The 23741-nt window shown below is 51.7% G+C and carries 21 protein-coding genes; 9 read left to right on the plus strand and 12 right to left on the minus strand.

Annotated elements, in window-relative coordinates:
• Positions 1–161: 161 nt before the first annotated feature.
• The 4 genes from BMW71_RS16510 to BMW71_RS16530 all read left to right on the plus strand — a co-directional run bounded on the left by BMW71_RS16510 (position 162) and on the right by BMW71_RS16530 (position 3602).
• Positions 162–776: an NAD(P)-binding domain-containing protein gene (locus BMW71_RS16510; protein WP_092176466.1), complete on the plus strand. Its 615-nt coding sequence runs from the start codon at positions 162–164 to the stop codon at positions 774–776.
• Between the two features lie 273 nt (positions 777–1049).
• Positions 1050–1973 carry a LysR family transcriptional regulator gene (locus BMW71_RS16520; RefSeq protein ID WP_092176470.1) on the plus strand — a complete coding sequence of 308 codons (924 nt, stop codon included), beginning with the start codon at positions 1050–1052 and terminating at the stop codon, positions 1971–1973.
• A 199-nt stretch (positions 1974–2172) separates the two neighbouring features.
• Positions 2173–2613, plus strand: a complete 441-nt coding sequence (locus BMW71_RS16525) for a hypothetical protein (protein WP_143057657.1) — start codon at positions 2173–2175, stop codon at positions 2611–2613.
• A gap of 29 nt (positions 2614–2642) precedes the next feature.
• Complete coding sequence (locus BMW71_RS16530; RefSeq protein ID WP_092176475.1) at positions 2643–3602, plus strand: sodium-dependent bicarbonate transport family permease; 960 nt, start codon at positions 2643–2645, stop codon at positions 3600–3602.
• 37 nt (positions 3603–3639) lie between these two features.
• On the opposite strand, the gene BMW71_RS16535 is transcribed toward BMW71_RS16530, so the two are convergent.
• From BMW71_RS16535 to BMW71_RS16545, 3 genes are read right to left on the minus strand one after another with little or no spacing between them, the layout of a single operon-like run.
• Positions 3640–4503 carry a DUF5777 family beta-barrel protein gene (locus BMW71_RS16535; RefSeq protein WP_092176478.1) on the minus strand — a complete coding sequence of 288 codons (864 nt, stop codon included), beginning with the start codon at positions 4501–4503 and terminating at the stop codon, positions 3640–3642.
• On the minus strand, positions 4500–5057 hold the full coding sequence (locus tag BMW71_RS16540; protein WP_244891205.1) for a YceI family protein: 558 nt from the start codon (positions 5055–5057) through the stop codon (positions 4500–4502). Before BMW71_RS16540 ends, BMW71_RS16535 begins: the two co-directional genes overlap by 4 nt.
• Complete coding sequence (locus BMW71_RS16545; protein WP_092176480.1) at positions 5054–5554, minus strand: QcrA and Rieske domain-containing protein; 501 nt, start codon at positions 5552–5554, stop codon at positions 5054–5056. The genes BMW71_RS16540 and BMW71_RS16545 overlap by 4 nt, the downstream gene beginning before the upstream one ends.
• 255 nt (positions 5555–5809) lie before the next feature.
• On the opposite strand from BMW71_RS16545, the gene BMW71_RS16550 reads away from it, so the two are divergent.
• A complete protein-coding gene (locus BMW71_RS16550) occupies positions 5810–6781 on the plus strand; it encodes a hypothetical protein (protein ID WP_092176483.1) in 972 nt (323 codons plus the stop codon).
• A gap of 62 nt (positions 6782–6843) precedes the next feature.
• Here BMW71_RS16550 and BMW71_RS16555 read toward each other — a convergent pair whose 3' ends face one another.
• Positions 6844–7689, minus strand: coding sequence for an alpha/beta hydrolase (locus BMW71_RS16555; protein ID WP_092176485.1), 846 nt, complete (start codon positions 7687–7689; stop codon positions 6844–6846).
• 153 nt (positions 7690–7842) lie between these two features.
• On the opposite strand from BMW71_RS16555, the gene BMW71_RS16560 reads away from it, so the two are divergent.
• A complete protein-coding gene (locus BMW71_RS16560) occupies positions 7843–8961 on the plus strand; it encodes a DegT/DnrJ/EryC1/StrS family aminotransferase (protein ID WP_092176488.1) in 1119 nt (372 codons plus the stop codon).
• A 3-nt stretch (positions 8962–8964) separates the two neighbouring features.
• Here the strand turns inward: BMW71_RS16560 and BMW71_RS16565 are convergent, their stop codons facing one another.
• Entirely contained in the window at positions 8965–10428 is a 1464-nt protein-coding gene (locus tag BMW71_RS16565; protein ID WP_092176491.1) for a cryptochrome/deoxyribodipyrimidine photo-lyase family protein, read from the minus strand.
• Positions 10429–10467: 39 nt separating this feature from the next.
• Here BMW71_RS16565 and BMW71_RS16570 point away from each other — a divergent pair, with 39 nt between their 5' ends.
• The gene (locus tag BMW71_RS16570) at positions 10468–10734 is read left to right on the plus strand and encodes a TIGR03643 family protein (RefSeq protein WP_092176493.1); all 267 of its coding nucleotides are present in this window, start codon (positions 10468–10470) and stop codon (positions 10732–10734) included.
• 30 nt (positions 10735–10764) lie between these two features.
• On the opposite strand, the gene pgi is transcribed toward BMW71_RS16570, so the two are convergent.
• Positions 10765–12411 carry a glucose-6-phosphate isomerase gene (pgi, locus tag BMW71_RS16575; protein ID WP_092176496.1) on the minus strand — a complete coding sequence of 549 codons (1647 nt, stop codon included), beginning with the start codon at positions 12409–12411 and terminating at the stop codon, positions 10765–10767.
• Positions 12412–12955: 544 nt separating this feature from the next.
• On the opposite strand from pgi, the gene BMW71_RS16580 reads away from it, so the two are divergent.
• Positions 12956–15049 (plus strand): ATP-binding protein, encoded by a 2094-nt coding sequence (locus BMW71_RS16580; protein ID WP_143057658.1) that lies wholly within the window; start codon positions 12956–12958, stop codon positions 15047–15049.
• Between the two features lie 201 nt (positions 15050–15250).
• Positions 15251–15907 (plus strand): MCP four helix bundle domain-containing protein, encoded by a 657-nt coding sequence (locus BMW71_RS16585; protein ID WP_092176501.1) that lies wholly within the window; start codon positions 15251–15253, stop codon positions 15905–15907.
• Here BMW71_RS16585 and BMW71_RS16590 read toward each other — a convergent pair whose 3' ends face one another.
• From BMW71_RS16590 to BMW71_RS16615, 6 genes are all read right to left on the minus strand, one after another.
• Entirely contained in the window at positions 15908–17395 is a 1488-nt protein-coding gene (locus tag BMW71_RS16590) for a sodium:solute symporter family protein (protein ID WP_092176504.1), read from the minus strand.
• A gap of 19 nt (positions 17396–17414) precedes the next feature.
• A complete protein-coding gene (locus BMW71_RS16595; RefSeq protein ID WP_092176506.1) occupies positions 17415–18356 on the minus strand; it encodes a dihydrodipicolinate synthase family protein in 942 nt (313 codons plus the stop codon).
• Between the two features lie 56 nt (positions 18357–18412).
• Positions 18413–19570, minus strand: coding sequence for a sialidase family protein (locus tag BMW71_RS16600; protein ID WP_092176509.1), 1158 nt, complete (start codon positions 19568–19570; stop codon positions 18413–18415).
• A gap of 2 nt (positions 19571–19572) precedes the next feature.
• Positions 19573–21171, minus strand: coding sequence for a fucose isomerase (locus BMW71_RS16605; protein WP_218145598.1), 1599 nt, complete (start codon positions 21169–21171; stop codon positions 19573–19575).
• Between the two features lie 131 nt (positions 21172–21302).
• Complete coding sequence (locus BMW71_RS16610) at positions 21303–22523, minus strand: FG-GAP repeat domain-containing protein (RefSeq protein ID WP_092176514.1); 1221 nt, start codon at positions 22521–22523, stop codon at positions 21303–21305.
• Positions 22520–23680 carry a sialidase family protein gene (locus BMW71_RS16615; protein WP_092176517.1) on the minus strand — a complete coding sequence of 387 codons (1161 nt, stop codon included), beginning with the start codon at positions 23678–23680 and terminating at the stop codon, positions 22520–22522. The genes BMW71_RS16610 and BMW71_RS16615 overlap by 4 nt, the downstream gene beginning before the upstream one ends.
• Between the last annotated feature and the right edge of the window lie 61 nt (positions 23681–23741).

Below are 23741 nucleotides of genomic sequence, written 5' to 3' on the forward strand. Positions count from 1 at the left end.
CTAGCAAAATTTGCCTTATACCCTACCATTCCTGTATTTTATTTTATTAATACAATTATTTCACTATATTATTTTATATATCCAGCTTATTTGTTTACATTTCCCCTACCAATAGGCCAGACAATGCGATCGGGTAGTAGGAAAATAAACAGGTAGAAAGAATGAATATCGCAATTTTAGGAGACAGCGGACTGGCCAGAAATCTGGGGTACCGGTACATGAACAGGGGCATCAACGTGGTTTTTGGCGTAAAAAAGAATTTTCAAATCACAGACATTGCCTGGAAAATCTACAACAAGAATTCCGACAAGGTTCTGCCTTATGCCGCAGCCATCGCCCATGCGGAGTTGGTCTTTATCTGTTGTGAAACCCAATGCCTGCCCGGCATCTGTGACAGCTTGCTGCAGGTCAATGATCCCAATAAAATCATCATCGACTGCACCAATGGCACCTATGCGGAGGAAAACGCGGGCGACACCTTTCCCCCCATGGAAAAGCTGGGCAGTAAAAACCTGTACAAAGCCTTCAATAACCTGGGCCTGGACTATCCCCTCTCCGATCCCCTGGGCGTCATTCAGGAAACGTACTATTGCGGAGCAAACAACGAAAACAAATCCAAGGTAAAAAAATGGATCGAATTAGCCGGTTTCAAGGCAATCGATGCCGGCGAATACGATAGCGCCCGACTCCTGGAGGCCTTTTACCACCTCAAACTGAAAATTGCCAGGCAGCAACAACAAAACAAGCAGTGTCACTTCAAGCTGATTTCCGTCTAAGGCACTTTCCCCGATAGGCCGGTAGGGTCGCCGTAACCTACCGGGAAATGCTGGTGCAGCCAGCTCCCGCAAGACTGCCCCCCGACGGTTTTTTCACCCTTTTTTCGAATTTTTTCATCGAAACACCTCCCGCTCCGGCTGCATGCAAGCGGATAGTCGGCCTGAACACAGGCAAGCACCGCAAATCGACCTGGATCGGATACGAAAGAATTCCCGCCGAAAAATTCGCAGACAATAAATAAATAAATATATTTGGTGCATAATACATAAGCAATGCATTATACATTAAATCAACTGCAGGTCTTCTTAAAGGTTGCCCAAACCCAAAGCGTGACCAAAGCTGCGGAGCAACTCCACTTAACCCAGCCGGCAGTCTCCATACAGCTAAAGAATTTCCAGGCACAATTCGACATTCCCCTTACCGAGGTCGTGGGTAGGAAAATATACATCACCGAATTTGGAAAGGAAATCGCCGAAGCAGCCTCCGAAATCATCAATCAGGTAAACGGCATCAACCAAAAAACCCTGCAATACAAAGGACAGCTGGCCGGGCGACTGAAAATTACCATTGTCTCCACGGCGAAATACGTGATGCCGTACTTTCTTTCCGAGTTTTTGCGAAGGAATCCGGGCGTAGAACTGCTGATGGACGTGACCAACAAGCAGCGGGTGATCGAAAGCCTGGAGGACAACGAGGTGGATTTTTCCATGGTTTCCATCCTTCCCCAAAAGCTCAACCTGGAGCACATCGACCTGCTCCCCAACAAGCTGTACCTGGTGGGTAACTCCAAAGCCTCCATCAACGAAAGCCTCACGATCAACGAACAGTTCAATACCTTGAATTGGATCTACCGGGAAAAAGGGTCCGGAACCCGGCAAATGATGGAAGCCTTTGTGGAACAAAGCCACTGGTCCATTGCCAAAAAAATCGAATTGACTTCCAACGAAGCCGTCAAGCAAGCCGTCATCGCCGGACTCGGTTTTTCCATCATGCCCCTCATCGGGCTAAAAAACGAACTAAACAACGGCGATATTAAGATATTTCCGCTGGAAGGCCTGCCCATGGCGACCATGTGGCAACTGGTATGGGTAAAAGGAAAAAACCACAGTCCCGTAGCCCAGGCATTTATCGCCTACATCAAACGGGAAGCGCCTGCCATCATCCAAAAGAATTTTGAGTGGTACATCAAGTACTAGGAAAAAGCCAGATTCGGATCGAAAGGAAAAAGCCTTATCATTAATTTTTTTTATGTACTTTATAATAATTATAAATTTTTATTAATTAAATATCCTCCTTAGGTTTGTAGGAACAAATAGTCCTTGTCTCATGCAAAAGAACCTGTATTTAGTTTGTCCTCTAGGTTTTGCGGAAAGCTATATCCAAAGAAAATTCGGATTGCATCATTATTTTCTCACCGCGCTGGGTTCGGTTTTCCGGTTTCAAGAGGTGCGGTTCGTCGAGGCAGTGGTGGAGTTTTTAAAAAATGGTCCGATAGCCCAAATCATCCTGGTGCATAACCTGGATTGCCCCCTAAAAAAGAAAATCGTCAACCACTCCCGGGAGTTGGATTCCTACGCGGAGAAGGAGCTATTTGAACTGTATATCGATCATTATTACCGGATAAATCCGCTCGAATCGGAACAGGAAAAGGTACGGGAACTGGCACTGCTGCATATCGGCAGCCTTTGTCAGAAGCTGGCCCGGCATCCCCTGATCGAAGGAGTCCTCCGTGAGGAAGGAATAGGCATCGGGGGCATGCTGATCGATCCCCCTTGCCAAAAATTGGAGGCCGTACCTGTGGAAGCCTGGAAGCCATCTGCAATCTCCATTAGTTAAACCCACTATTTATCCCTTTAACCCCGTCTATGAATTTACAACTACTCCTGCAGAGTCTGACCAACCCTGCCCTTTTGTTTTTTTTTCTCGGGATACTCGCAGTAAAGCTCAAAAGTGATTTAAAAATCCCCGATAATTCCTCCAAATTTATTTCCCTGTATTTGCTGTTTGCGATCGGTTTTAAGGGCGGACAGGAATTGGCCCACAGTCCTTTTGGCATGGAGATCGTCTGGTCCATCCTTTTTGGCATGGTCACCGCCTGTGTCATACCCTTGTATACGTTCTTTATACTAAAAAAACGCATGGGGATCGAAAACTCCGGGGCAATCGCCGCTGCCTACGGATCGGTAAGTGCCGTTACCTTTGTGACCGCTGCCAGTTTTCTGGAACTTCAAAACTACACGTTTAGCGGGCACATGGTCGCCATTATGGCGCTGATGGAAGCCCCTGCCATCATCCTCGGGGTATTGCTTATTCGCTGGTTTGGCGACGGAGAAGGCAGGCAGACCAGCCTGGGAGGCCTGCTGAAACATTCCATGACCAATGGAAGCGTCTTCCTTATTCTGGGGAGCCTGGTGATCGGCTTCCTGGCAAACGAGCAGGAGGCGGAAGGAATCAAGCCCTTTACCACGGATATTTTCAAGGGCTTTTTGGCGATCTTTCTGCTGGATATGGGGATCACAAGCGGCAAGAAGCTTTCGGATTTCTTGCGTTCGGGTTGGTTTACCAGTGTATTCGCCGTTGTGATTCCGCTGATCAACGGATCGCTGGTGGCCCTGCTTAGCGGCTGGGTAAGTTCGGAGCCCGGAGATCGGTTCATGCTGGCCATCCTGGCCGCATCCGCCTCCTACATCGCCGTTCCAGCTGCCATGAAGATGGCCGTCCCGAAAGCCAATCCGGGCATCTTCCTACCCATGGCATTGGCCGTGACCTTTCCAATCAATATCACGATCGGTTTTCCCATCTATTTTATGCTTATCCTGCTGTAGCAGCATTCCAACTCGGTGTAGCCAGCATTCATCGGCACTATTTTCGCCCGCTGGCAAAAATGCGGTTAACATTAAAGCCCAGTCGGAATTCCTCACCAGGAGAACCATTTCCCCCGGCAAGCAGGTACTGTTCGTTCAGGTTTTGGGAAGTGACGAAGTAGAGCTGAAAAACATGCCCCCCCGCTTCCAGATCGATTCCCAGCCCCAGGTTGTTCCGCAAATCGCTGTTCAGGTTTGGGATCCATTGCAGGGTCAGGGAAGACTTTCCGGTAAGTTTGTATTTTCCGGAAAAGCCCAGCCCCAGGTACAACTGCTGCTCCCCTTCGATCAGGTAGGCAGGCAAGGGCTCGGTGAAATAGGCAAACATGGGGCTAACTTGCAGGCTGAGTTTTTCCGAAAACTTCCGTGCCACCATCAGTTGCCCGGCAAAACTGCTCCGCTCGCTGAAAGTTGGCGCCGCTTCCTGCAGAAAACCGTAGTCGGCTGTATTGACGCCCGCCGCACCCATCAGCGAAACGGAGATCGGAACACTCCCGCTCTCGGTTTGCTTGACCAGGTGGTACCGGCCAAACAGGTTGTAGAATTTATCCCTGCCCGATCGGGAGGCACCCAGCGAAAACCGCTCATCAAAGGCATATTCAAAACTAAATTGGATATTGGCCCCATTATCCAGACCATACAGGTTGCGCAAGCCTCCGGACACCGGACCGAAGGTATGCATGATGGCGAAATGCAGGACCTTCTTGTCCAGCGGCTCCACCGTCAGCAAGTTGATGTGCCGGGGTGCATGGAAGGTCAATTCCGTGGCGCGGTCGGTGTCGGCCAGTTTTCGTTCGAGTTGGGCCAGGGAAATTCCCTGCACCAGCAGAAGCGCCAGCGTCAGCAGAAGCGATCGGTTCATAAATCAGTTTTTTTTAAGCGTGCCTGGATGGTCACCGTTTGTGTTTCGGACAATTCGTAGAACATCAGTTTCGGGATCTCAATGTCAAAATCTCCCAATACCACCTCAAAACCGGTTTCCAAAAGGATTTCCGAAGCTGAAAGCTGCGTGAGGGTCCCGGTGATAGTCATCGACTTCTCCTTTCCATGGAGGGTAAAGGTTCCCCGGGCCTGCACCTCCAATGGCTCATTCAATTCCAGCGGGCCGGATTTTTCCAGGTTTCCGGAGAACTCTGCGAAAGGATATTTTTTTGTTTCCAGGTAATTGTCCCGCATGTGTCGATCCCGTAGCCCAATGCCCGTGTCCAGCGTATTGAGATCGATGTAAAAATCAATCAGGCCGCTTTCCAAGTCCAGCAATCCGTTTAGTTGGCTGGATTCACCGGTGAATTCATTGAGTGCGGCGGTCGACAAAAAGACCACCTCACCGGCTTCCGTCTGGTACCGCTGTGCGTTGGCCTCGCTTGCAAGCAGCAGGAGGATCAGCGAAAGAAAGCGCAGGACCATCCGCCTCATGACAAGCTGATGGTTAGGTTGTCCCCATCACGGCTGACCCCGTAGGATCTCAGCGGGCTGGAAGCAGGGCCATTGACCACCTGTCCGTTGGTATCGAAGCGGGAACCGTGGCAAGAACAGGTAAACACCTCGTTGCCATAGGACCAGTTTCGATCGCATTGGGAGTGGGTACAAACCGAGGTGAGCGCATTGAACTGACCGTTGACATTGACCACCAAAACACGGGCCTGGGTGATCAGCAACCAGCCCCCGGAACTCGCCAGGGCTTCGTTTCGATCCAAATCGATTTGCACGGCCTGCTGCGTCACCTGTATGCCGTTGCCGGCGCCTCCACCGTTGCCCGCATCGGGATCGGGCATGGGATCTTCTTCTTCCGTGCAACTGGTAAAAAAGCCCAGCCCAAAAAGGGCCATGCAAGAGACCATTCCCGACTTTTCCAGAAACTGCCTCCGGTCAACCGCCAGTTTTCCTTGTTTGAATTCCGCTGTCTTTTTCATTTGAATTGGTTTTAGTTTTCGGGTACATCCGCCCCATGAAGTTGATTTTGTTTTCTATTGTTTTCTAAGCTACGAAGCCAGTACCCGCGCTGGATCTACTAAGGTCATCTTTTGCCGACTTTTCCCGGTTTTCCGGAAGGCTATTCAAACCGGATCCCAGCGAATAATCGCCCGAAAACCGGATCAAAATCGACGCATTTCCTTGCCGATTTCCCGCGATGCGCTACCTTTATAGCTCCCAATAAACTAGAGGAAATGAAATTTGTTTGTGCTGTACTCGTTCTGCTATTTCTGGCGTTTCCAGTCTCGCTAGAGGCTCAATCCACAGCCCGTCAGCTGGTACCGGATTTTACGCAGCTCTTCCTGAATCTGGACACGTTGCCAACCCGGACCTATTTCCTCGATTACCAGCCTTCCTTCGATCCACGTGGCGGACACTTGCAGGGCATGCAGCGTTTTGGGGAATCAGCATTGTACCTGAGCGGTAGCACCGAAACCCACAGCTACATGGCCCTGGGGGATACCCAACGCAAGCGAATCGTGTCCGTAGACAGCCTGATGCCTGCCCCCTTTCGCCATGCAGGGGGCTTTCAGATTTACGGTCGGTACCTGGCCGTTGGCATCGAGGACAATCAAAAACGTAGGACTTCCCGGGTACAGATTTACGACCTGCATGCGGAAAATCCCTGGGCCCAGCCACACTACAGCCTGCTCCGGGAGGGGGCCTTCGAACGGGTCACGGCGGGAGCCGTCGGGCTTACCGCCTACCGGCAGAAACTATGGCTACTGGTGGCCAACTGGGACAGCCGAAACCTGGACATCTACACCTGCCCGAAAGCCGAATTTGAGCAGGGTACCGGATCCTTTGATCTGCAAATCAGTCTGGACGCAAGCAAGCTACCCCGGTCCGATTGGTCGGACCCGGATTGGAATTCCTACCAAAACATCAATTTGTTTACCGATCAGCAGGAGCGCCTGTACCTGGTGGGTACGGGTAGAGACGGGGAGGGAAACCAGGTTGGGGACTTGTTTGAGCTCCAGACAGAAGAATCGCCCCCCTCGCTTCGAAAGCTGGCCAGCAAGGTCTTTCACCCGGGGGAGCCGGTGGATTTTAAAGCCGCTGCCGGTTTGGTGATCGGTTCCGGGGGAAGCCTGGAATTGCTCGGCGCCCCCTATCAGCTGGAAGGCCGCACGCGCATTGATGTGTTTTCCTCCCACGATAAGTAATACCGGTACAAAGGTGCTGGACGATGGCGTTTTGGCCCGCCCATCCCTTACTTTTTGTCCGTTCAGTCGATCTCCAGCACAAAGTCCCGCACCCAGCGAAATGCCCTTCCGGGGGTGTACAGAAACTGGGCCATCATGGGCACGTGGCGCTTGTTGTCTTGCCGTTTAAAATTGGGTTCGGGCTCAAATTCCCGGTAGGCATCCAAAAATCGGGCGGTTCCTTCCAGAATACTGTCGTAGGTTTTACCTCCCATCAGGATGAGCAGCGGTGGCATGTCGTCGCGAAGGAAGTAGATCGGCGAGGTGGCTTTCCATACCTCCGGATCATCGGTGAATGTCTTCAGGTGCGAGGTCCCCGGTGCATAGTCCTGTTCCTTGAGGTAATGGTACATATCAAGGCCCGCCGCGTCGATCAATGCGGCGCCAGCCACGGGGTTGTCTACGCCAAGGCTGTCAAAATACCGGTTAGTAAGCGTCACCAGGGCGGCGAGGTGACCGCCTGCGGAATGGCCCGACACCACGATGCGTTCGGGATCTCCGCCATAATCTGCACTATTCGTGGCGACCCAATCCAATGCCTTGGCCGTGGCCAGACCCATGGCATGCACCTGATAGGCCGGACTCAGCGGATAATCGATGATCACGGTCAAAATCCCCCGACGGGCCATTCGTCTACCGAAAAATCCGTAGCGCTCCTTATTGCCCGATCGCCAACTTCCCCCGTGAACAAATACCAGCACCGGTACAGGTTCCGCGGCTCTTTTGGGAACAAAAAGCGAAAGGCGTTTTTCGGGCATTTCCTCCAGGAAGCCCTCTTCCATGTAGGGGATGTTTTCCTTCACGGTGATCCCCCTGAACGAACAGGAGGCCAGCACCGCTAGTAGCAGCATGCAAAGATAGTTTGCCATAAAATCGTTTTAATACATACCTTTGGCGAGTAAAAAGAGGCCAATTATCCGGCAATAAAAGAAAAATCAACACATAAAGGAAATAAACCGGTAACTCGTGGGCTCCCCCTACGGCCCCGATCCTTCTCGCAACCAAAAGGAATCTTGTTTTCCATGAAACCCGATACGTACATACCCTTCCTCGACCTGAAGGCCGTCAACCAGCGATTTGAGCCTCAATTGAGCCAATCCGCCTTGCAGGTGGTTCGAGCCGGGCAGTATCTGGTAGGGGAACACACGGAAAAGTTTGAACAGGAATTCGGTGCCTATATCGGTACCCGCCATGTCCTTGCCGTAAGTAACGGGACCAACGCCCTGGAACTCATCCTGCGCGGCTACCGGGAACAGGGGCTGCTACAACCAAACGACGAGATACTGGTTCCGGCCAATACCTTTATTGCCACCTTCCTGGCGATCGTCAATCAGGGAATGGTTCCGGTACCCGTAGACCCCGGCCTTCAGACCTTCCTCCCGGACCTGCCTGCCCTGAAACGTTCGTTGGGTACAAAAACCAAAGCCCTGGTGTTGATCCACTTGTACGGAAGAACTGCCTATTCGGAAGCCATTGCCGAATGGGCAAACTCCCAGGGCCTGCTGCTGATCGAAGACAATGCGCAGGCGGTGGGAAGCCAATGGAATGCCAAAAAAACCGGCAGCCTGGGCCATGCAGCCGCCCATAGCTTTTACCCCACCAAAAACCTGGGCGCCCTGGGCGATGCGGGAGCCGTGACCACGGACGATCCGGAATTGGCAGCGTGCGTACGGGCCCTGGCGCATTACGGAAGTACGGAAAAATACCGGTATGCCTATACCGGATTCAATTTTCGAATGGACGAGATTCAGGCGGCGGCTTTGCGGGTGAAGTTGCCCCACCTGGACCGGGACAACCAACAACGGGCCTTGCTGGCCGCCCGTTACCTGGAGCGCCTCAGCCATCCGGATTTGCTCCTTCCGGAGCCGGAAAGCAGACCCTTTTACCATACCTGGCACTTGTTTACCGTTTTGACGGAACAAAGGGATTCCCTGCGCTCCTATTTGGCCAGCCAGGGCATCGAAACGGCCATTCATTATCCGGTACCCCCGCATCGGCAGCCTGCCTTTGCCTCCCTTTTGCAGGGGTACCAGCTGCCCGTTACCGAGAAAATTCACCGACAAACCCTCAGCCTGCCCCTTCATCCCGCCCTGAGCGAGGAACAGCAGGACTACATCATAACCTGCATCAATCGCTGGTAATCCTTAGCGCCAGCGTTTGGCAAGGGTGTGTTTGGCGAGGATTCGTTTGGCGTCGGCCTTTACCTGGGGCAGGGATTGCGCCTTCCAAATGGCGTCCCGCGCTTTTTTGGAGGCCAATTCCGGGTCCACTACCGGCAAGGGATACGTTTCCCCCGGCTTGAAACGATAAAACTGTTGCTCAATGGGCGACATTTTCCAGGGTTCGTGGAAATGCGGAAACGGAATATCCGCCAATTCCGGCACCCATTTTTTGATAAACAGGCCCTCGGGGTCCTGCTCGCGGGACTGCTTTATCGGATTATATATCCGTACCTGATTGATGCCCGTCACCCCCGCCTGCATCTGAAGCTGGGGATAATGGATGCCGGGTTCAAAATCCAAAAACAAGCGAGCCAGGTGGGCGGCCCCCTCTCGCCAATCCAGGTTGAGCTGATGCGTAAGGAAGGAAACCAGCATGGCCCGCATCCGAAAATTAAGGTAGCCCGTTGCGGTCAGGCAGCGCATGCAGGCATCCACCAGCGGCAAGCCGGTCGTTCCCTGCTTCCAGGCCTCCAACAGGACCGGGTTTTTATCGTAGCCGTAGTCGCTAAAGCCGGTATTGATCGGGGCCAGTTCCATTCGGGGCTCCATTTCAAACTTTTGGATGAAATGGCAATGCCACCGCAACCGGGATTGAAAATTCCGGATTTGGCCGGCGTGAACCCCACTTTTTCGTAGGGTTTCGGTGGCCTGAAACACCTGCCGTACCGAAAGATTACCCCAGGCAAGGTAGGGAGAAAGCCGGGAACAACTCCTTCGGCTCGCTTCCGGCTTGCTAATGTGCCGGCTGTAATCGCGCACCCTACCTTCCAGAAAACTGCGTAGGTATCGCTGGGCTTTTTTTTCACCACCCTGCTGCATGCCCGCAGGGTTGGGTGCCGGGGGCTGCTGCCAAAAGAGATCCCTTAAAAAATCAAGGCGGTCGGGATTCAAAAACGTAGCGCGTTTCCAGTCCGGATCCTCCAGGGGCTGGTTCATAAAGGTATCCCACTGCTCGGACCAGCCGCTTCGGTTTTTTCTTCCCCGTTGTACGCCCTGCTGCGGCCATTCGCACCAGCTAATCCCCTGCTCCCGGCAATAAACGGTCACTGCCTTGTCCCGTTCGTAGGTGAGCCGGATGCCGGTTTCCTGATGGGAATACAGGTAGCGGATGCGAACGTGCCGCTGAATCGTCTGCAAGGCTGCAAGGACCTCCGAATACAGGGTCAGGACCTTTGTTCCCACCGGCGCAAGAGATTGATTCAGGTCGCATAACCCTTCCCAAACGAAACGCCAGTGCCGGTTATCGCTTTGGTCGGCCTGCAGCAGGGAGGGTTCTGCCACGTATACCAGCAGGATCGGAAGCCCGCGCTCGATGGCCCCTTTCAGCGGGGCATGGTCGCGCAGGCGCAGGTCTCTTTTCAGCCAAACCAGGGTAATTTCTTCCATACCCGGAAAACCATTGGTACAAATAAAAGTTTACCAGGCATGCAACAAACGAACGAAGACCGGGACCGTATTGTGGAAATGGCTTGGGAGGACCGTACCCCCTTTGATGCCATCTTCCGACAATTTGGGCTCCCAGAAAAAGAAGTTATCCAACTGATGCGCCGCGAATTGAAAGCAAGTGCCTTTCGAAGGTGGAGAAAACGGGTACAAAACCGGGCCACCAAACACGAGAAATTGCTCCCAAAAAAGGAGCACCGGTTTAAATGTTCCCGACAAAAGCCCATCAGTCACAACCAAATCACCTGATTTGAACCCGGCCGATAGCTTCCGGATGTATTACTCCTGACGGAATTTCTTGAATGCGTTGATTAGCCCATTGGTGGAAGCATCGTGCCCGGTGACTTCATCCGGTGAAACCAAATCGGACAAAACGGATTTGGCTAAAACTTTGCCCAGTTCCACACCCCACTGATCAAAACTGTAAATATTCCAGATCACGCCCTGAACAAAAATTTTGTGCTCGTACAGGGCTATCAAGGCCCCCAATGTGGAGGGATTGATTTTCTTCACCAAAATCGAGTTGGTGGGACGGTTGCCTTCGAACACCCGGTGCGGAGCAATTTTGTCGATGATCTCGGGGGCTTTTCCCTCTTTTTCCATCTCTTCCCGCACGTCTTCCAGGGATTTTCCATTCATCAACGCTTCGGTTTGTGCAAAAAAGTTGGACATCAACTTGAGGTGGTGATCCCCCAGGGGATTGTGGGTATGCGCTGGAGCAATAAAGTCGCAGGGCACCATCTGGGTTCCCTGATGGATCAATTGGTAAAATGCATGTTGTCCGTTGGTACCCGGCTCTCCCCAGATAATCGGACCGGTGGCATAGGTTACCGGCCGGCCTTCCCGGTCGATGTATTTGCCATTGCTTTCCATATTGCCCTGTTGAAAATAGGCGGGAAAGCGGTGCATGTATTGGTCGTAGGGCAAAATGGCTTCCGATGCTGCTCCCAAAAAATTGGTGTTCCAGATACCAATCAGGGCCAGTAATACCGGTAGGTTTCGATCAAATGGTTCGTTTCTAAAATGGGTATCCATGGCATGGGCACCTTCCAGAAGTTTTCGGAAATTGTCGAAACCGACGGCACAGGCGATCGTCAAGCCAATCGCCGACCACAGAGAATACCTTCCACCGACCCAATCCCAAAATTCAAACATGTTATTAAGGTCAATGCCAAACTCCCGCACCGCATTGCCATTGGTAGAGAGGGCCACAAAATGCTTGGCCACCTCTTCTTTATCATGCGCATTTTCCAAAAACCAATCGCGCGCCGTGTGGGCATTGGTCATGGTTTCCTGGGTGGTGAAGGTCTTGGAAGCGATAAAAAACAGCGTGGTCTCCGGATTTACTTGTTTCAGTACTTCGGTAATGTGCGAACCATCCACGTTGGATACGAAGTAGGTCGATAGGTGCGGAAACTGGAACGGTTTGAGCGCCTCTGTCACCATCACAGGACCCAGGTCACTGCCGCCGATGCCAATATTCACCAACGCGGATATGGGCTTGCCGGTATAGCCTTTCCACACGCCCTTGGATACCTTTTCCGAAAAGACCCTCATTTTTTCCAGGACCTTGTTTACTTCCGGCATGACATTTTTTCCATCCACGTAGACGGGGCTATTGGATCGGTTTCTCAAAGCCGTATGCAACACTGCCCGGTTTTCGGTGCCATTGATCAGTTTGCCCTCAAACATGGCCTCGATAGCCGCTTTTAGCTCGGTCTGTTCGGCCAGGTCGAGCAAGGTTTGGCGGATACCGTCTGTGATGCGATTTTTGGAGTAATCCACCAGGATGTCTTTGAACCGTACCTGGTACTTTTCGAACCTTGCGGGATCCTCTTCGAACAGCTTTTTGATGGAAATGGTCTCGTTGGCTGCCTCAGTTAAGTGCTTCCAGGCATTGGTGGTGGTCGGATCTATATTTTTCATGCGTTTGTTTGTTCAGGTTTCGGGCGTAAAACTAAAAATAAAACGGTAGCTTGTGAAATTAGCCGGTCAAATTGCCGCTTCAAAAAAAAACACGTAGCGGACCAAACCGGGCAACCGGGGCCCTTAAAAACAGGTAGCAGCCAAATTGGCACGCGAAAAAACTGAAAACCAGCAGGTTGTGGACACGTAAGCGCACATGAAGCATTCGTTCGTTCGCTAGTGAAGCAACCCGGTATAAAAAATTCTTGAATTTATTTAGTTAATTATTTCAAATAAAATAAAAATTAAATGAAAATGAATAAATTAGAGTCATATTCAGGACCAACCCTACAGTTATCATTGGTTTATTTTTTTAGACGTAAAATTTCTGAACATTTCTGAACCGAAGTTAATTTTAAAAAGGATATACATAGACATTCACTTAGCATTCAAACCTGTATGACAGAAGCCGGCTTAAATGCGACAATAAACTGGAAATTGCACCATTTTTGCAACTGAGGATAGTGGTACCAAAAATCAATTACACGAAATCTTGAAAGTGATTTTGAATCTTAAAATACTTTTTTTATCCGTGACCTTTGCTGCTGTTACCTGGTCTCAGCATACGTTTGGCCAGCGGGAAGCGATTGATTCCATGAAATTGGAATTGCATGCGATTGAACGTAGCGAAAACTTTTCGCCAGACAAGCCTTACATCGATTTGATTAACCACCTGGGCGAACTGTACTACAACCTGGACCCGGATAGTACCTTTTTGTTGGGAATGAAGAGCCTGGACGCTAGCGAAAAGGTCGGCTATATCGAAGGGGTAGTCGATGCGTACCGAAACATCGGGGCCTACCACAACCTTCGCGGTGAGTACGAGCAGGCAATGGGCTTTTTTCGGGAGGGGCTCCTTATTGCCGAAGAAAATCAATACTGGAAGGGGTTGGCCAATACCTACCATAGTATCGGGCTTAACTATTACGATCGGGGTATTTTGGAAGAGTCGGTCACTGCCTACCTCAAATCGCTGGAAATAAAGGAAAAGCACCTGTCCAAAATCGAGCAAAGCAGAACGCTAAGCAACCTGGGTCTGGTCTTTCTGGATATGGAAGATACCGACAGAGCGCTCAACTATCACCAAAGAGCCCTTGCGATTCGCAAGGAAGCAAACGATCAGCTGGGTGTCGCTTCTTCCATGCTAAACATTGGCGACATCTACAAACACACCGGTGCGTACGATCAGGCCCTGGAAAACTTCCAGTCTTCCCTTGCAATTGGGACAGCGATCGACAACAAGCGATTGGCATCCGCCAGTCATTTCAATATCGGAGAGATCAATCTGGCCCAACAAAACTTTGCGGAAGCCTTGTTCCATTTTGAATCGGGTCTGAGCCTGGACCAGGAGATCAAGGACAAGGCGGGAACTGCCGAAGATTACCTGGGCATCGGTGAGGCGCAGATGAATTTGGGAAAACTGACTGCCGCCAAAAACGCTTTTCAGGAAAGCTTGGAAATGGCGATGGAAAGTAACCTCAAGTCGGTTATACAACGAGCCCACTTGTTGCTTAGCAAACTGAACGAAATGCAGCGTAATGCGACTGCAGCCCTGTACCATTTCAAATTACACAAGGCTTACCAGGACAGCATATTCAATCAGGATTCGGAAAAGCAAATTCAGAAACTTGCGGCAGAATATGCCTTCGAAAAAAAAGAAGCCGAACTCCTGCAGCAACAACGGGAAAATGAGCTTAGGAACGAGGCCCGAATGGAGCAGCGCCTGCGGATGGGTGTTACCATCATCCTGGTCATTCTATTGGTGGCCTTTTTTGTGGCCCTTCGATCGATACGCTACCAGGTGAAAGCCAGAGGCGTGGTGACCCGACAAAAAAACGAACTTGAAGCACTGAACAAAAAAATCCTCCAACAAAAAAATGAAATCGAAAAGGTGGCCAACCAGCTATTTGAAGTAAACCAAACCAAGGACAAACTCTTCAGCATCGTCGGCCACGACCTCAAAAGCCCAATCAATAGCCTCAAAGGCCTCATGCAATACGTAGTCGATGAAAAATTAAGCCAGGAAGAGTTTCTGCTGGTTTCAGCGCAGTTAAGAAACGAGGTAGAACAGGTGCATTTTACCCTGATCAACCTGCTTCATTGGGCGAAAAGCCAAATGAAAGGAATCGTGACCGACACGGAAAAAGTATCCATCAATAAAATCCTCAAAGAAAATATCAGCCTCTACAAACCGGTATCGGAAGCAAAGGACATCGCTATTATTGACCTGCTCTCGCCCCAAACCGATTGCCTGGCCGACCGGGAACAATGCAACCTGATTGTTCGAAACCTCTTGAACAACGCGCTGAAATTCACCAACCGGGGCGGACAGGTACAAATCAGCAGCAACAAAATCAATGACTCCTTTTGGGAAATAGCCATTCAAGACGACGGCATTGGCATGGACAATACTACCCTGTCCAGGTTATTCACGCCGGTTCTGAAGGAAAAACACCGATACGGTACCGCTGGGGAAAAAGGAACAGGACTCGGCCTGCAACTAACCAAGGACTTTATCTGTAAAAACGGTGGAGAGATCCATGTCGAAAGCGAGCTGGGTAAGGGCAGTAAATTTACCTTTACCTTGCCGATCGCCTGACCCCAGGACTGCCGGCGTGAATAGTTGAGGGGTAAATTGGTATTCCGGTTTATTTTTTCTTTATTGGAGAAGATAGCCCGTTAAAAATTGTGCAAAATAAAGTGATGCAGACGTGCATGCAATTTGGCCCTTGCAAGTATCTTTATGCGGTAATTTATCCGCATACGGGTCAAATAAGTACCGCACCAAAAACTAAAAAAAATGAATGATAGCTCGTTTAAAGCCTTTAAAATCAAGATAGCGATTGCGCTGTCTTTGGTTTTGTTTCTGATTTTTGCAAAAAGTCTCGTGGACAAAAGCAACGTCGATGAGTTGGAAGCCTCCTTTGTGTCGGTCTACGAAGACCGGCTGGTCGTTCAGGACTATATTTTCAACATCACCGAACTCCTTTTCCGCATGCGATTACTGGTAGCCGATACCGAATCCCTGGAACAATACCTTTCGGTGAAGAAACAGGTAATGGATTACCACGATCAAATTCTGAACATCATCTCGTCCTTCGAAGAAACACACCTCACACCCAAAGAGTCGGAGTATCTGAAAGAATTCAAATCGCTGATTACGGAAAAGCTTGAAATCGAAAGTTATTTTACCGACCTGGAAGAATCGGAGCAAAACTACCAAACCACCGTGGAAAAGTTTAACACGGACTTTGAGCGGGTATTTTACGACCTGCGGGAGCTTTCAAAAATTCAGCTTAGAGAAGGAGAAAAACTCACCAACCTCAGTTACCGCATCAAAGCCCGATCCGATATCTGGATGCAATTCGAATACGCCGTATTGTTTGTCCTGCTCATCATCATCAGCATGCTGATCTATTCTTCCCGAGCCATCCGCAAAAAAGAAGAAACGGCTTAACTAGCGCGCCTTTTTTCGATTGGCAAGCGCAGATAGGAGAAATCCTACCAGAAAGATGACCAAGGTGCCGAATACAATCGTCAGGTTTGCGTGAAAGGGGCTTCTAAAGGTGGCCCCTTCCTCCAGGATTACCGGAGATAAACTCATCCAACCGATAAGCAATACCCCCAAAACCACGCCAATGGCGGCATATTTTTGGCGGATGTTTTTGCCAATAAATCCCAACAGAAACAATCCCAAAATTCCACCACTGAAGATGGCAGAAAGTGCCCACCAGGCATCCAGGGCACTCGTTACCCCGTTGAAGGCAATGGCAATCACGATGCTGAGAAAGCCCATCACCAGGGAAGCGATTACCAATACCTTCATTTCTGCTTTTTCCGGTAAGTCCGGCGAGAGGTACTTTTTGAAGTGATCGGTTAGAATGATCGTTGCGGAACTGTTGATACTGGTAGAAATGGTACTCATCCCGGCCGCAAAGATGGAAGCGATCAACAAGCCGGTCATCCCTACCGGCAATCCATTGACGATAAAGTAAGGAAATACCTTATCGGCCTGTTCGCTGCCCCTAAACTCCACCGGCAACAGATCCGGCAGGGCCTGATAGTAGGCAAACAGGGCCGTTCCGATAAAGAAAAACAACAAGGATACCGGTACGTACAATAAACTACCCAAAAGGGTGGATTTTACCGCCTCTTTGTCCGTTTTGGCACTCAAATACCGCTGTACGTAGTTCTGGTCTACACCAAAATTTTGCAAATTGATAAACAGGCCATAGATCAGAATGACCCAAAAGGTGGCTTCCGAAAAGCTAAACCCAAAACTCCCAAGGCTAAATTTATTGTGGGCGGAGGCAATGGCAAACACCTGTCCGGGACCTTCGGGCATGGAAAAAAAGATAATACCCAAACAGGCCACCGCTCCACTGATCAATATGATCCCCTGAATGGCATCGGTCCAGATCACCGCTTCAAAACCACCCATGATGGCATAGATTAGCACGCTGATTCCGGTGATGACAATGATTACCGGAATACTCCATCCGAAAAGCACATTCATTGGTAGCGCGAGCAAATACATGATAGCCCCCATCCGTGCCAGCTGCGTCAACAGGTAGCAGATGGAGGCATAGGTTCTGGCCCAGGCGCCGAAGCGAGTCTCCAGGTAATAGTAAGCCGAGGGACTTTTTATACCCCGGTAAAGAGGCACAAAGAATTTCACCGCCAAAATGGCGGCAATGGGAATGGAAAGACTAAACACAAACCCATTCCAATTGGAAAGGTAGGCGTTGCCCGGCAAGGCCAAAAAACTGATGCTACTGACAAACGTAGCAAAAATGGACATGCCGATTGCCCAGGACGGAAGCTTTCCTCCTCCCGTGATAAAGTCCTCCGAAGAGCGTTTTTTGAAATAAAACGAAGCTCCAAACAAGACAATCGCCAGCATGTAGGATAAAAAAACAACTAAATCAATAATGGGTAGATTCATACCTTACCTGAATTTGAACTTATGTATCGTTAGTGCAATAGCGGTAAGCAGCCAGTTGGGGCAACTTTTCCCGTATTTCTCTCAATTGCTCCCCTTCGAAAGCCGTCAGTGGGGCAGCCAGGAAGCCATTTCCAAGGCCTAGAAAATGCAAGCCCGCCTTTAAACCTTTTAGAAAACTCGAGCCGTAACTTCCCAGGCTGTAAAGCTCTGCAGAAACTTCCATCACCATATCTTGCAAACGGGCCATTTCGGCCAAATTACCGGATGCTGCCGCCTGGTACAGGTCTACGTACACCTTTGGAAACATATTTGCTCCTCCGCTCACGCCCCCGTGGCCTCCCATCAGTACCGCGGATGCCAGCATTTCCTCTGGCCCCACCAGGAGGGTAAAATCAGGACGGTTGCGAAAGGCGTGGACCATGGCATTGAAGTAGGGCGCATTACCCGAACTATCCTTTAACCCCAAAATATTCGGGTGCTGGGAAAGCTCGACAACGTTCGCTTGACTCAACATGGTTTTGGTATGGGAGGGCATGTTGTACAGGTAGAGCGGTAAGGGCAACTCGTCGGCCAATTTTCTAAAGTAGGCCAGGATTTCGCGCTCTCCCAATCCAAAGTAATACGGAGGCGCTGCCACCACGGCATCGGCGCCGGCATCCCGCGCAACCCCTGCCAACCGCAGGCTTTCATGAAAAGAAGTGTCGGTCACACCCACCAGTACCGGAAGTCGTTGGTTTACTTCCCTACAAGTCAGCTGTATCAGTTCCCGTCGAAGATCGTAGGAAAGGTTGGTGCATTCTCCCGTGGTGCCCAGAATAAACAATCCCTGCACGCCACCCTCCATGAGGTGGGCCAGAAGTTTGGACATACCTTCTGTATCCAGGCGGGTGTCATCCTGTAATAGCGTGGCGACCGGGGGAATGATCCCCCGAAGTGGTTGATTGAGTAAGTCTCGTTGCATGTGTGTTATTCCTACTTCGTAGGGCGTTTAAAAATCAGGATTCGTTGGGAAATTTCTTATATTTTTGATGGATCGATGACGGCGTATTTCACCGATATGCGGTCGTAGGTGTACGAAAGGTGCACCATGCCGTCTTCGGCTTGTATGATGGCCGGATAGCTGTACCCCGCATTATTGGGTTCATTTTCCAAGGTCATGAAGGGATGCCAGGTTTTGCCATCATCCGAAATGGCCAGGTTGAGGATGTTTCTACCGTTGGGCTCGGCTCCTTCTTTGGTGCTGTGGTTGTAGATCAACAGGTGTCTTCCGTCCTGCAGCGTCACGGCATCCGTCCCCGAGTTGGGATTGGGTAAGGAGGTCGCCTCCACTTCCGACCAGGTCTGACCCTGATCCCTGGACCAGCTTTCAGCGATGACATTTTGCCGCGTCCGGCAAAGGACTTGCAAGGCGCCGTCTTCATGCTGCAACACACTGGGCTGAATGGCATCAAATGCCACCCCATCATTGATGGGTCCGACCACCTGCCAGGTTTTTCCCCGGTCCTTGCTAATTTCAAAATGCACTTTCCAGAAAGTTTCCCCATCCGATTCCACTTCCGTACTGGAAGGGCTGATTATCGTGCCGTCTTCCAGCTGTACCGGCTTGTTTTTGACAGGACCCAGCAAGGGGCCAATCGCCGGGTCCTCGCCCAACCTGCTGGGAGCAGACCAGGTTTTGCCGTTGTCTTCCGAGGTAATCAGCATTCCCCACCAATCCCGGGGGGTAGGCCCCACCTTGTAAAACAACATTAACGGTCCCTCCTCCGGCTGAAAAAGCACGGGATTCCAGCAAGGGTACCGCAGCGTGTCGTTTTGAACGCCATTGGCCACTTCTTCGGGCCAGGACCAGGTACCGTTTTCCAAATGGCTTACCCGGATGCCTACGTCCGGATTGCGCTCATGGGTTCCGGAAAAAAAGGCGGCCACGATACCTGCCGGTGTCTCCACCAACGTGGAAGCATGTACCTGAGGCGTGGGCCGGTTGTCCAGCGGATAAACCAACTCCGCATGTACCAGTGCCCCTTCACCGACCTCGGCTTTGGGCGGTAGGTAGTAGTTTCCCGTAATGTCGTTTGCCTCCTGGTCTTGCCGGGATTGGGAAGTATTCTCCCCGGATCCACAACCAACCAATGTCAGGGCCATTGCGGAAGCCCCCGTAACCGTTGCGAAAACCATTTTTACTCGATACCACATAATGCTGTTTTTATTCCTAGTTCGTCCATGGCTGCGGCTTTTGCAAGGCATGCCTCCAGCGCTTTTTCTTTACTGGTCGCGTAGACCACCTGAATGTGGTTGGCCTTGTGCCGCGCCATCATTTGATCCCTGCTCACGCCATCCAATACCCCGTGCATGATGGGCCATTGGGGGGTGGTCAGGTCCCAACGGCGTTGGGTTTCCTCGGCAGGTAATTCGGCAACCTCTCCCGTACCCAGGTCGCAGTGCAGCCGGTCGTTCATGATGTACACACGGCTCCAGACAATGTGCCCGGGTTTGCTAACGCCCTTGAGGCTGCCTCCGCCCAGGTGAAAATACATGGGGGGCTGCCGTTCGCTACTTGCCCCGGCATATCCTCCTGCAAAATGCGAGGCCGGAGCCGCCCCGGAAATGAGAAAGACCCAGACAAAGGCATCTCCTCCTGCAAGCGGGTAGTCCTCCCCATAGCGGAGATCATGCAGGGTATTATCCCCTTGCATGCCCAGTTTTTCCCAAAGGCGGTAGGTCAGCAGGCTGTCCAGTCCGGCACATTCGTCCACCTCATTGAAATGGGGAAGCGCTTTTCCTGGAAGGATTTCCTTCCCGTCCCGTCCCAGGACTGGCGGTCGTTCCGTACAATTCAGCAGCCCCTCCGCCAAATCGCTGGCAGGCGCCAAATCCTTTAATCCTTGCTGGTACTGAATACCGATGGTATCGCAGCCAAATTCCTCCGCAAGCCGCAGGGCGGCAATGTACATCTTGCACTGCTCCAGGGTTTGCGCTTTGGTGAGCTCTGTGGCAGGATCCGATCCCCAGACAAAGGTCATCCCCCGGTCCAGTAACCAATCCAGCACCTGCGCTGCCTCTTCCTCCGTAACCGTTTTCATGGCGGCATAGAGCGTAGACTGGCTTAGCCGTTCTTTAAAGACGCCGGTGGGATGCAGCAAATGATCCGGAATAATGGCGTTAAACATGCCCATGCAGCCCTCGTCAAACACGCCCATAATGGCCTTCTGTTTCCGAAATTCCCGGGCAAAACGACGACCCGTTTCGGCGAGTCCATTTGGAAAAGCTGCAGTGTCAAAGTCCCGTACATGACCAAGGTCATGGGTCACTTTTCCGGAGTGAATCCACTCCTTCAGGCCATTGAGAAAAAAGTCGTCACTAAAGTCCCGACTCCAAAGGCTGGAATAGGAAACCCTGGCTTTGGTAAGCGATCCATTCAGGTTCAGCATTCCCACCAGGCCAGGCCATTGCCCGTCCCAATTGGCCAGGGTCAAAATCGGTCCCTTATGCGTCGTTAATCCTGCCAAGACGTGGTGGGAATACTGCCAAACACTTTCGGCCACGACCAGGGGCTTCGCCGGATCCAGGTCGCGAAAAACCTGCATGCCCATTTTCTGGGAATCGATGAAACCATGCCCTTTTTCGGCGTCATAGGGATGAGCGCGGATTACCCGCACCCCCAGTTCGCTGAAAACGCGCACCAGCTTTTCCTCCATTTCTTCCTGCGCCGGCCAACAAGTTTGGTTGGCAGCCAATCGCAGGTCGCCACTCGCAATCAGGTAAATTTCGTCTATCATATGCATATTTAGTTATTTACTTCCGTACATGCCGGTACCTTGAGTGATTCTTCTTCCTGCTTGGGAATACTACGCTGAATTCTTCCAATCAGGCCCATGCCTGACCAAAAAATTTGCTACCGGTCACCGGCTTATTTCAGTGGGTTTTCGTACCAAATTACTCCCAGACCCTTTTTGCTTCCGTCTGCGGCCGTTTCCTCGGAAGTAACCAGGTCCAGGTCTCCGTCTCCATCCAGGTCGATTGCCGTGACAAAATCGTATTTGACGCCTGCTGCTCCGCTAATGTCCAACAGTCCCGGGGAATCCGACCGAAAATCCATCAGCGCAGCCAGCCCGGATTTTTCCAGGGCCCCTTCAAAGGAGAGCACCAGATCCATTTTCCCATCCTGATCCAGATCGGTCAATAGGGCCGATTTGCCCCGGGTTCCCAGACCTTCCGGATAAGCCTGCTGCTCCCAAAGCCACTGCTTCCCCTGCCGGTAATACAGCGCCCAACCTCCCAGCAAATCCGCAACGACAATGGCCTCTGTCGGAGCACCGGTACCGGATTCCACACCCAAAAACATGGGTTCACCGGCTCGCACGCCCAGCAAATGAGGCCTCCAGGCGCCACGAACTCGGGACGCACCCGGGTTTTCAAACCAGCGGAGGCCACGCAGGGAACCTTTCCTATCCGTAATCAACACGTCGGGTGTGCCGTTTCCGTTCATGTCCACCCATTCGATGGACATGATCCAACCCGCAGGAGAAATCTCGTGGTACACCCAACCCTCCATGTTTCGCGGATCTGCCGGCGCCTCCAGCCAGCCCACGGTCCCGTTGGGATCCTTGGATCCGACGAGCAAATCCAGTCCATGGATACCATCCACATCCACGGCCCTGCCAAACATCCAGCGGGTCGTACCCAGGGTAACTGGAATATCTTCGGACCGCCAGGCTTTCGAATCCAGGTATTTTTCCGAGTCAGCAGGAGCCCAGTGAATGGTCACTCGCTGATGATCTCCTTCCGAACAGGTGATCAGGTCCATTTGCCCGTCCCCGTCCAAATCGGCCGCAAACGCATCCTCCACATCCGGTGCCGGTACCTCCACGTACGGCCAGGGCTGCCTGGGGTCTGCTGGCTGCAGGTACAGACGGGCCACCCCGCCTTCTTCCCAGCCTACCGCCAGGTCCAACTTGCCGTCACCGTTGACATCGGCGGTTTTGGTACCGTCCGAGCCAAGGGAGGTATTGTCGATCGTATGCCGGATCCAGGGAGTAGCATCCGCAAAACCCTGCTCCTCCTGAGCAAGGCCCGCCAGCGGAAAAAACGCCAGAACCACTAATTCGCTTAGCCGTATGCCAGTCTTCATTCGGTTTTTGATTTGCTACTGATGATTTTTCGGGAAGTAAACACCCGGTACAAGGCTTCGTCGTGGGCGCTATCCCAAATGTCCGCTTCTCGGAAAGAGACCTGCACGATTTCCCGTTCTCCTGTCCGATCGCGATCGTACACCAGGTGAATGGTTCCGTCTTCCGCCTGCTGTCCATCCGGATAAGAGACACCGGGGCGTTGGTCCAGCAACAGTCCACGGGACCAGGTAAGCCCATCGTCCCGGGAAACAAAGGCCATCAGGTGGGATCGCCCGGTGCGTTGGGTCAGTGGACCGTGCTTTACCAAAAGTAGGTTTCCGGAATGGAGGCGCCGAATAAAAAACCGGGCACTTGGGTGGGCAAACAAGGAGGGCTGCACCGGAGACCAACGCGCTCCCTGGTCCGTGGAAAAGCTTTCGCCGATGCCGTAATTGGTGCGAAGCAGGGCCCAAATCCTCCCGTCTTTTTTTTCTACAAATTGGTGTTCGTCGTAGACCCGGTTTGCTGGCGGCACGTGAATGGCGCCCTTTAGCTGCCAGGTTTTTCCACGATCTGCGGATACCACCATTCGGGCACTGTTGTCAGTCAATCGCCAGGTCGAGGCTGGCAAAGCCCATTCCCCGGTACGCAATACCGTGGGCTTACACATCATAATGCCATCCGTCAGCCGTTGGGGAGTGGACCAGGTGGCTCCGCCTTCGGAACCCAGATCGGCTGTCATGGCCCAAACGCCCGCCTCGGTACCGTCCATCCCGATGGTTTGGGCCCAGAACACCCATAATCTGCCCGTTGGATCCATCCATATCTCCGGATCAAAGGCCCGGACTGCTCCGGGTCCATCCGGATCGATCACCAGCAGCTCTTCCCAGCTATTGCCGGCGTCTTTGCTGTGGGCCAGCACCACGTAATTGTTTTCGTCTTCCCCGGGACTCGGTCCGGCGTACCAAACCGACCACATTTGCTGCCCGTCCCCTGTAAGAGCCAGACTGGGGATACCGGAAAACCGACGTTGATCCGGCTGGTGTCGCGGTGCGTAGCTAACTTTGAGGTACACTTCGGGAGCCTGCAAGTAGGCGCGGTTTTCCTGTGCCAGGGAGGGGAAAATCACATAAAAAAGGCCTGAAAGAAAGAAGGCTGTGGTTATTTTTGGTTTCATGCGGGGTTTATTCGGTCTACTGCTGAAAAATACACCAAGATTTTCCGCTTTGAAAGAAATT

The sequence above is a fragment of the Cyclobacterium xiamenense genome (assembly GCF_900109255.1).
GTDB lineage: Bacteria > Bacteroidota > Bacteroidia > Cytophagales > Cyclobacteriaceae > Cyclobacterium > Cyclobacterium xiamenense.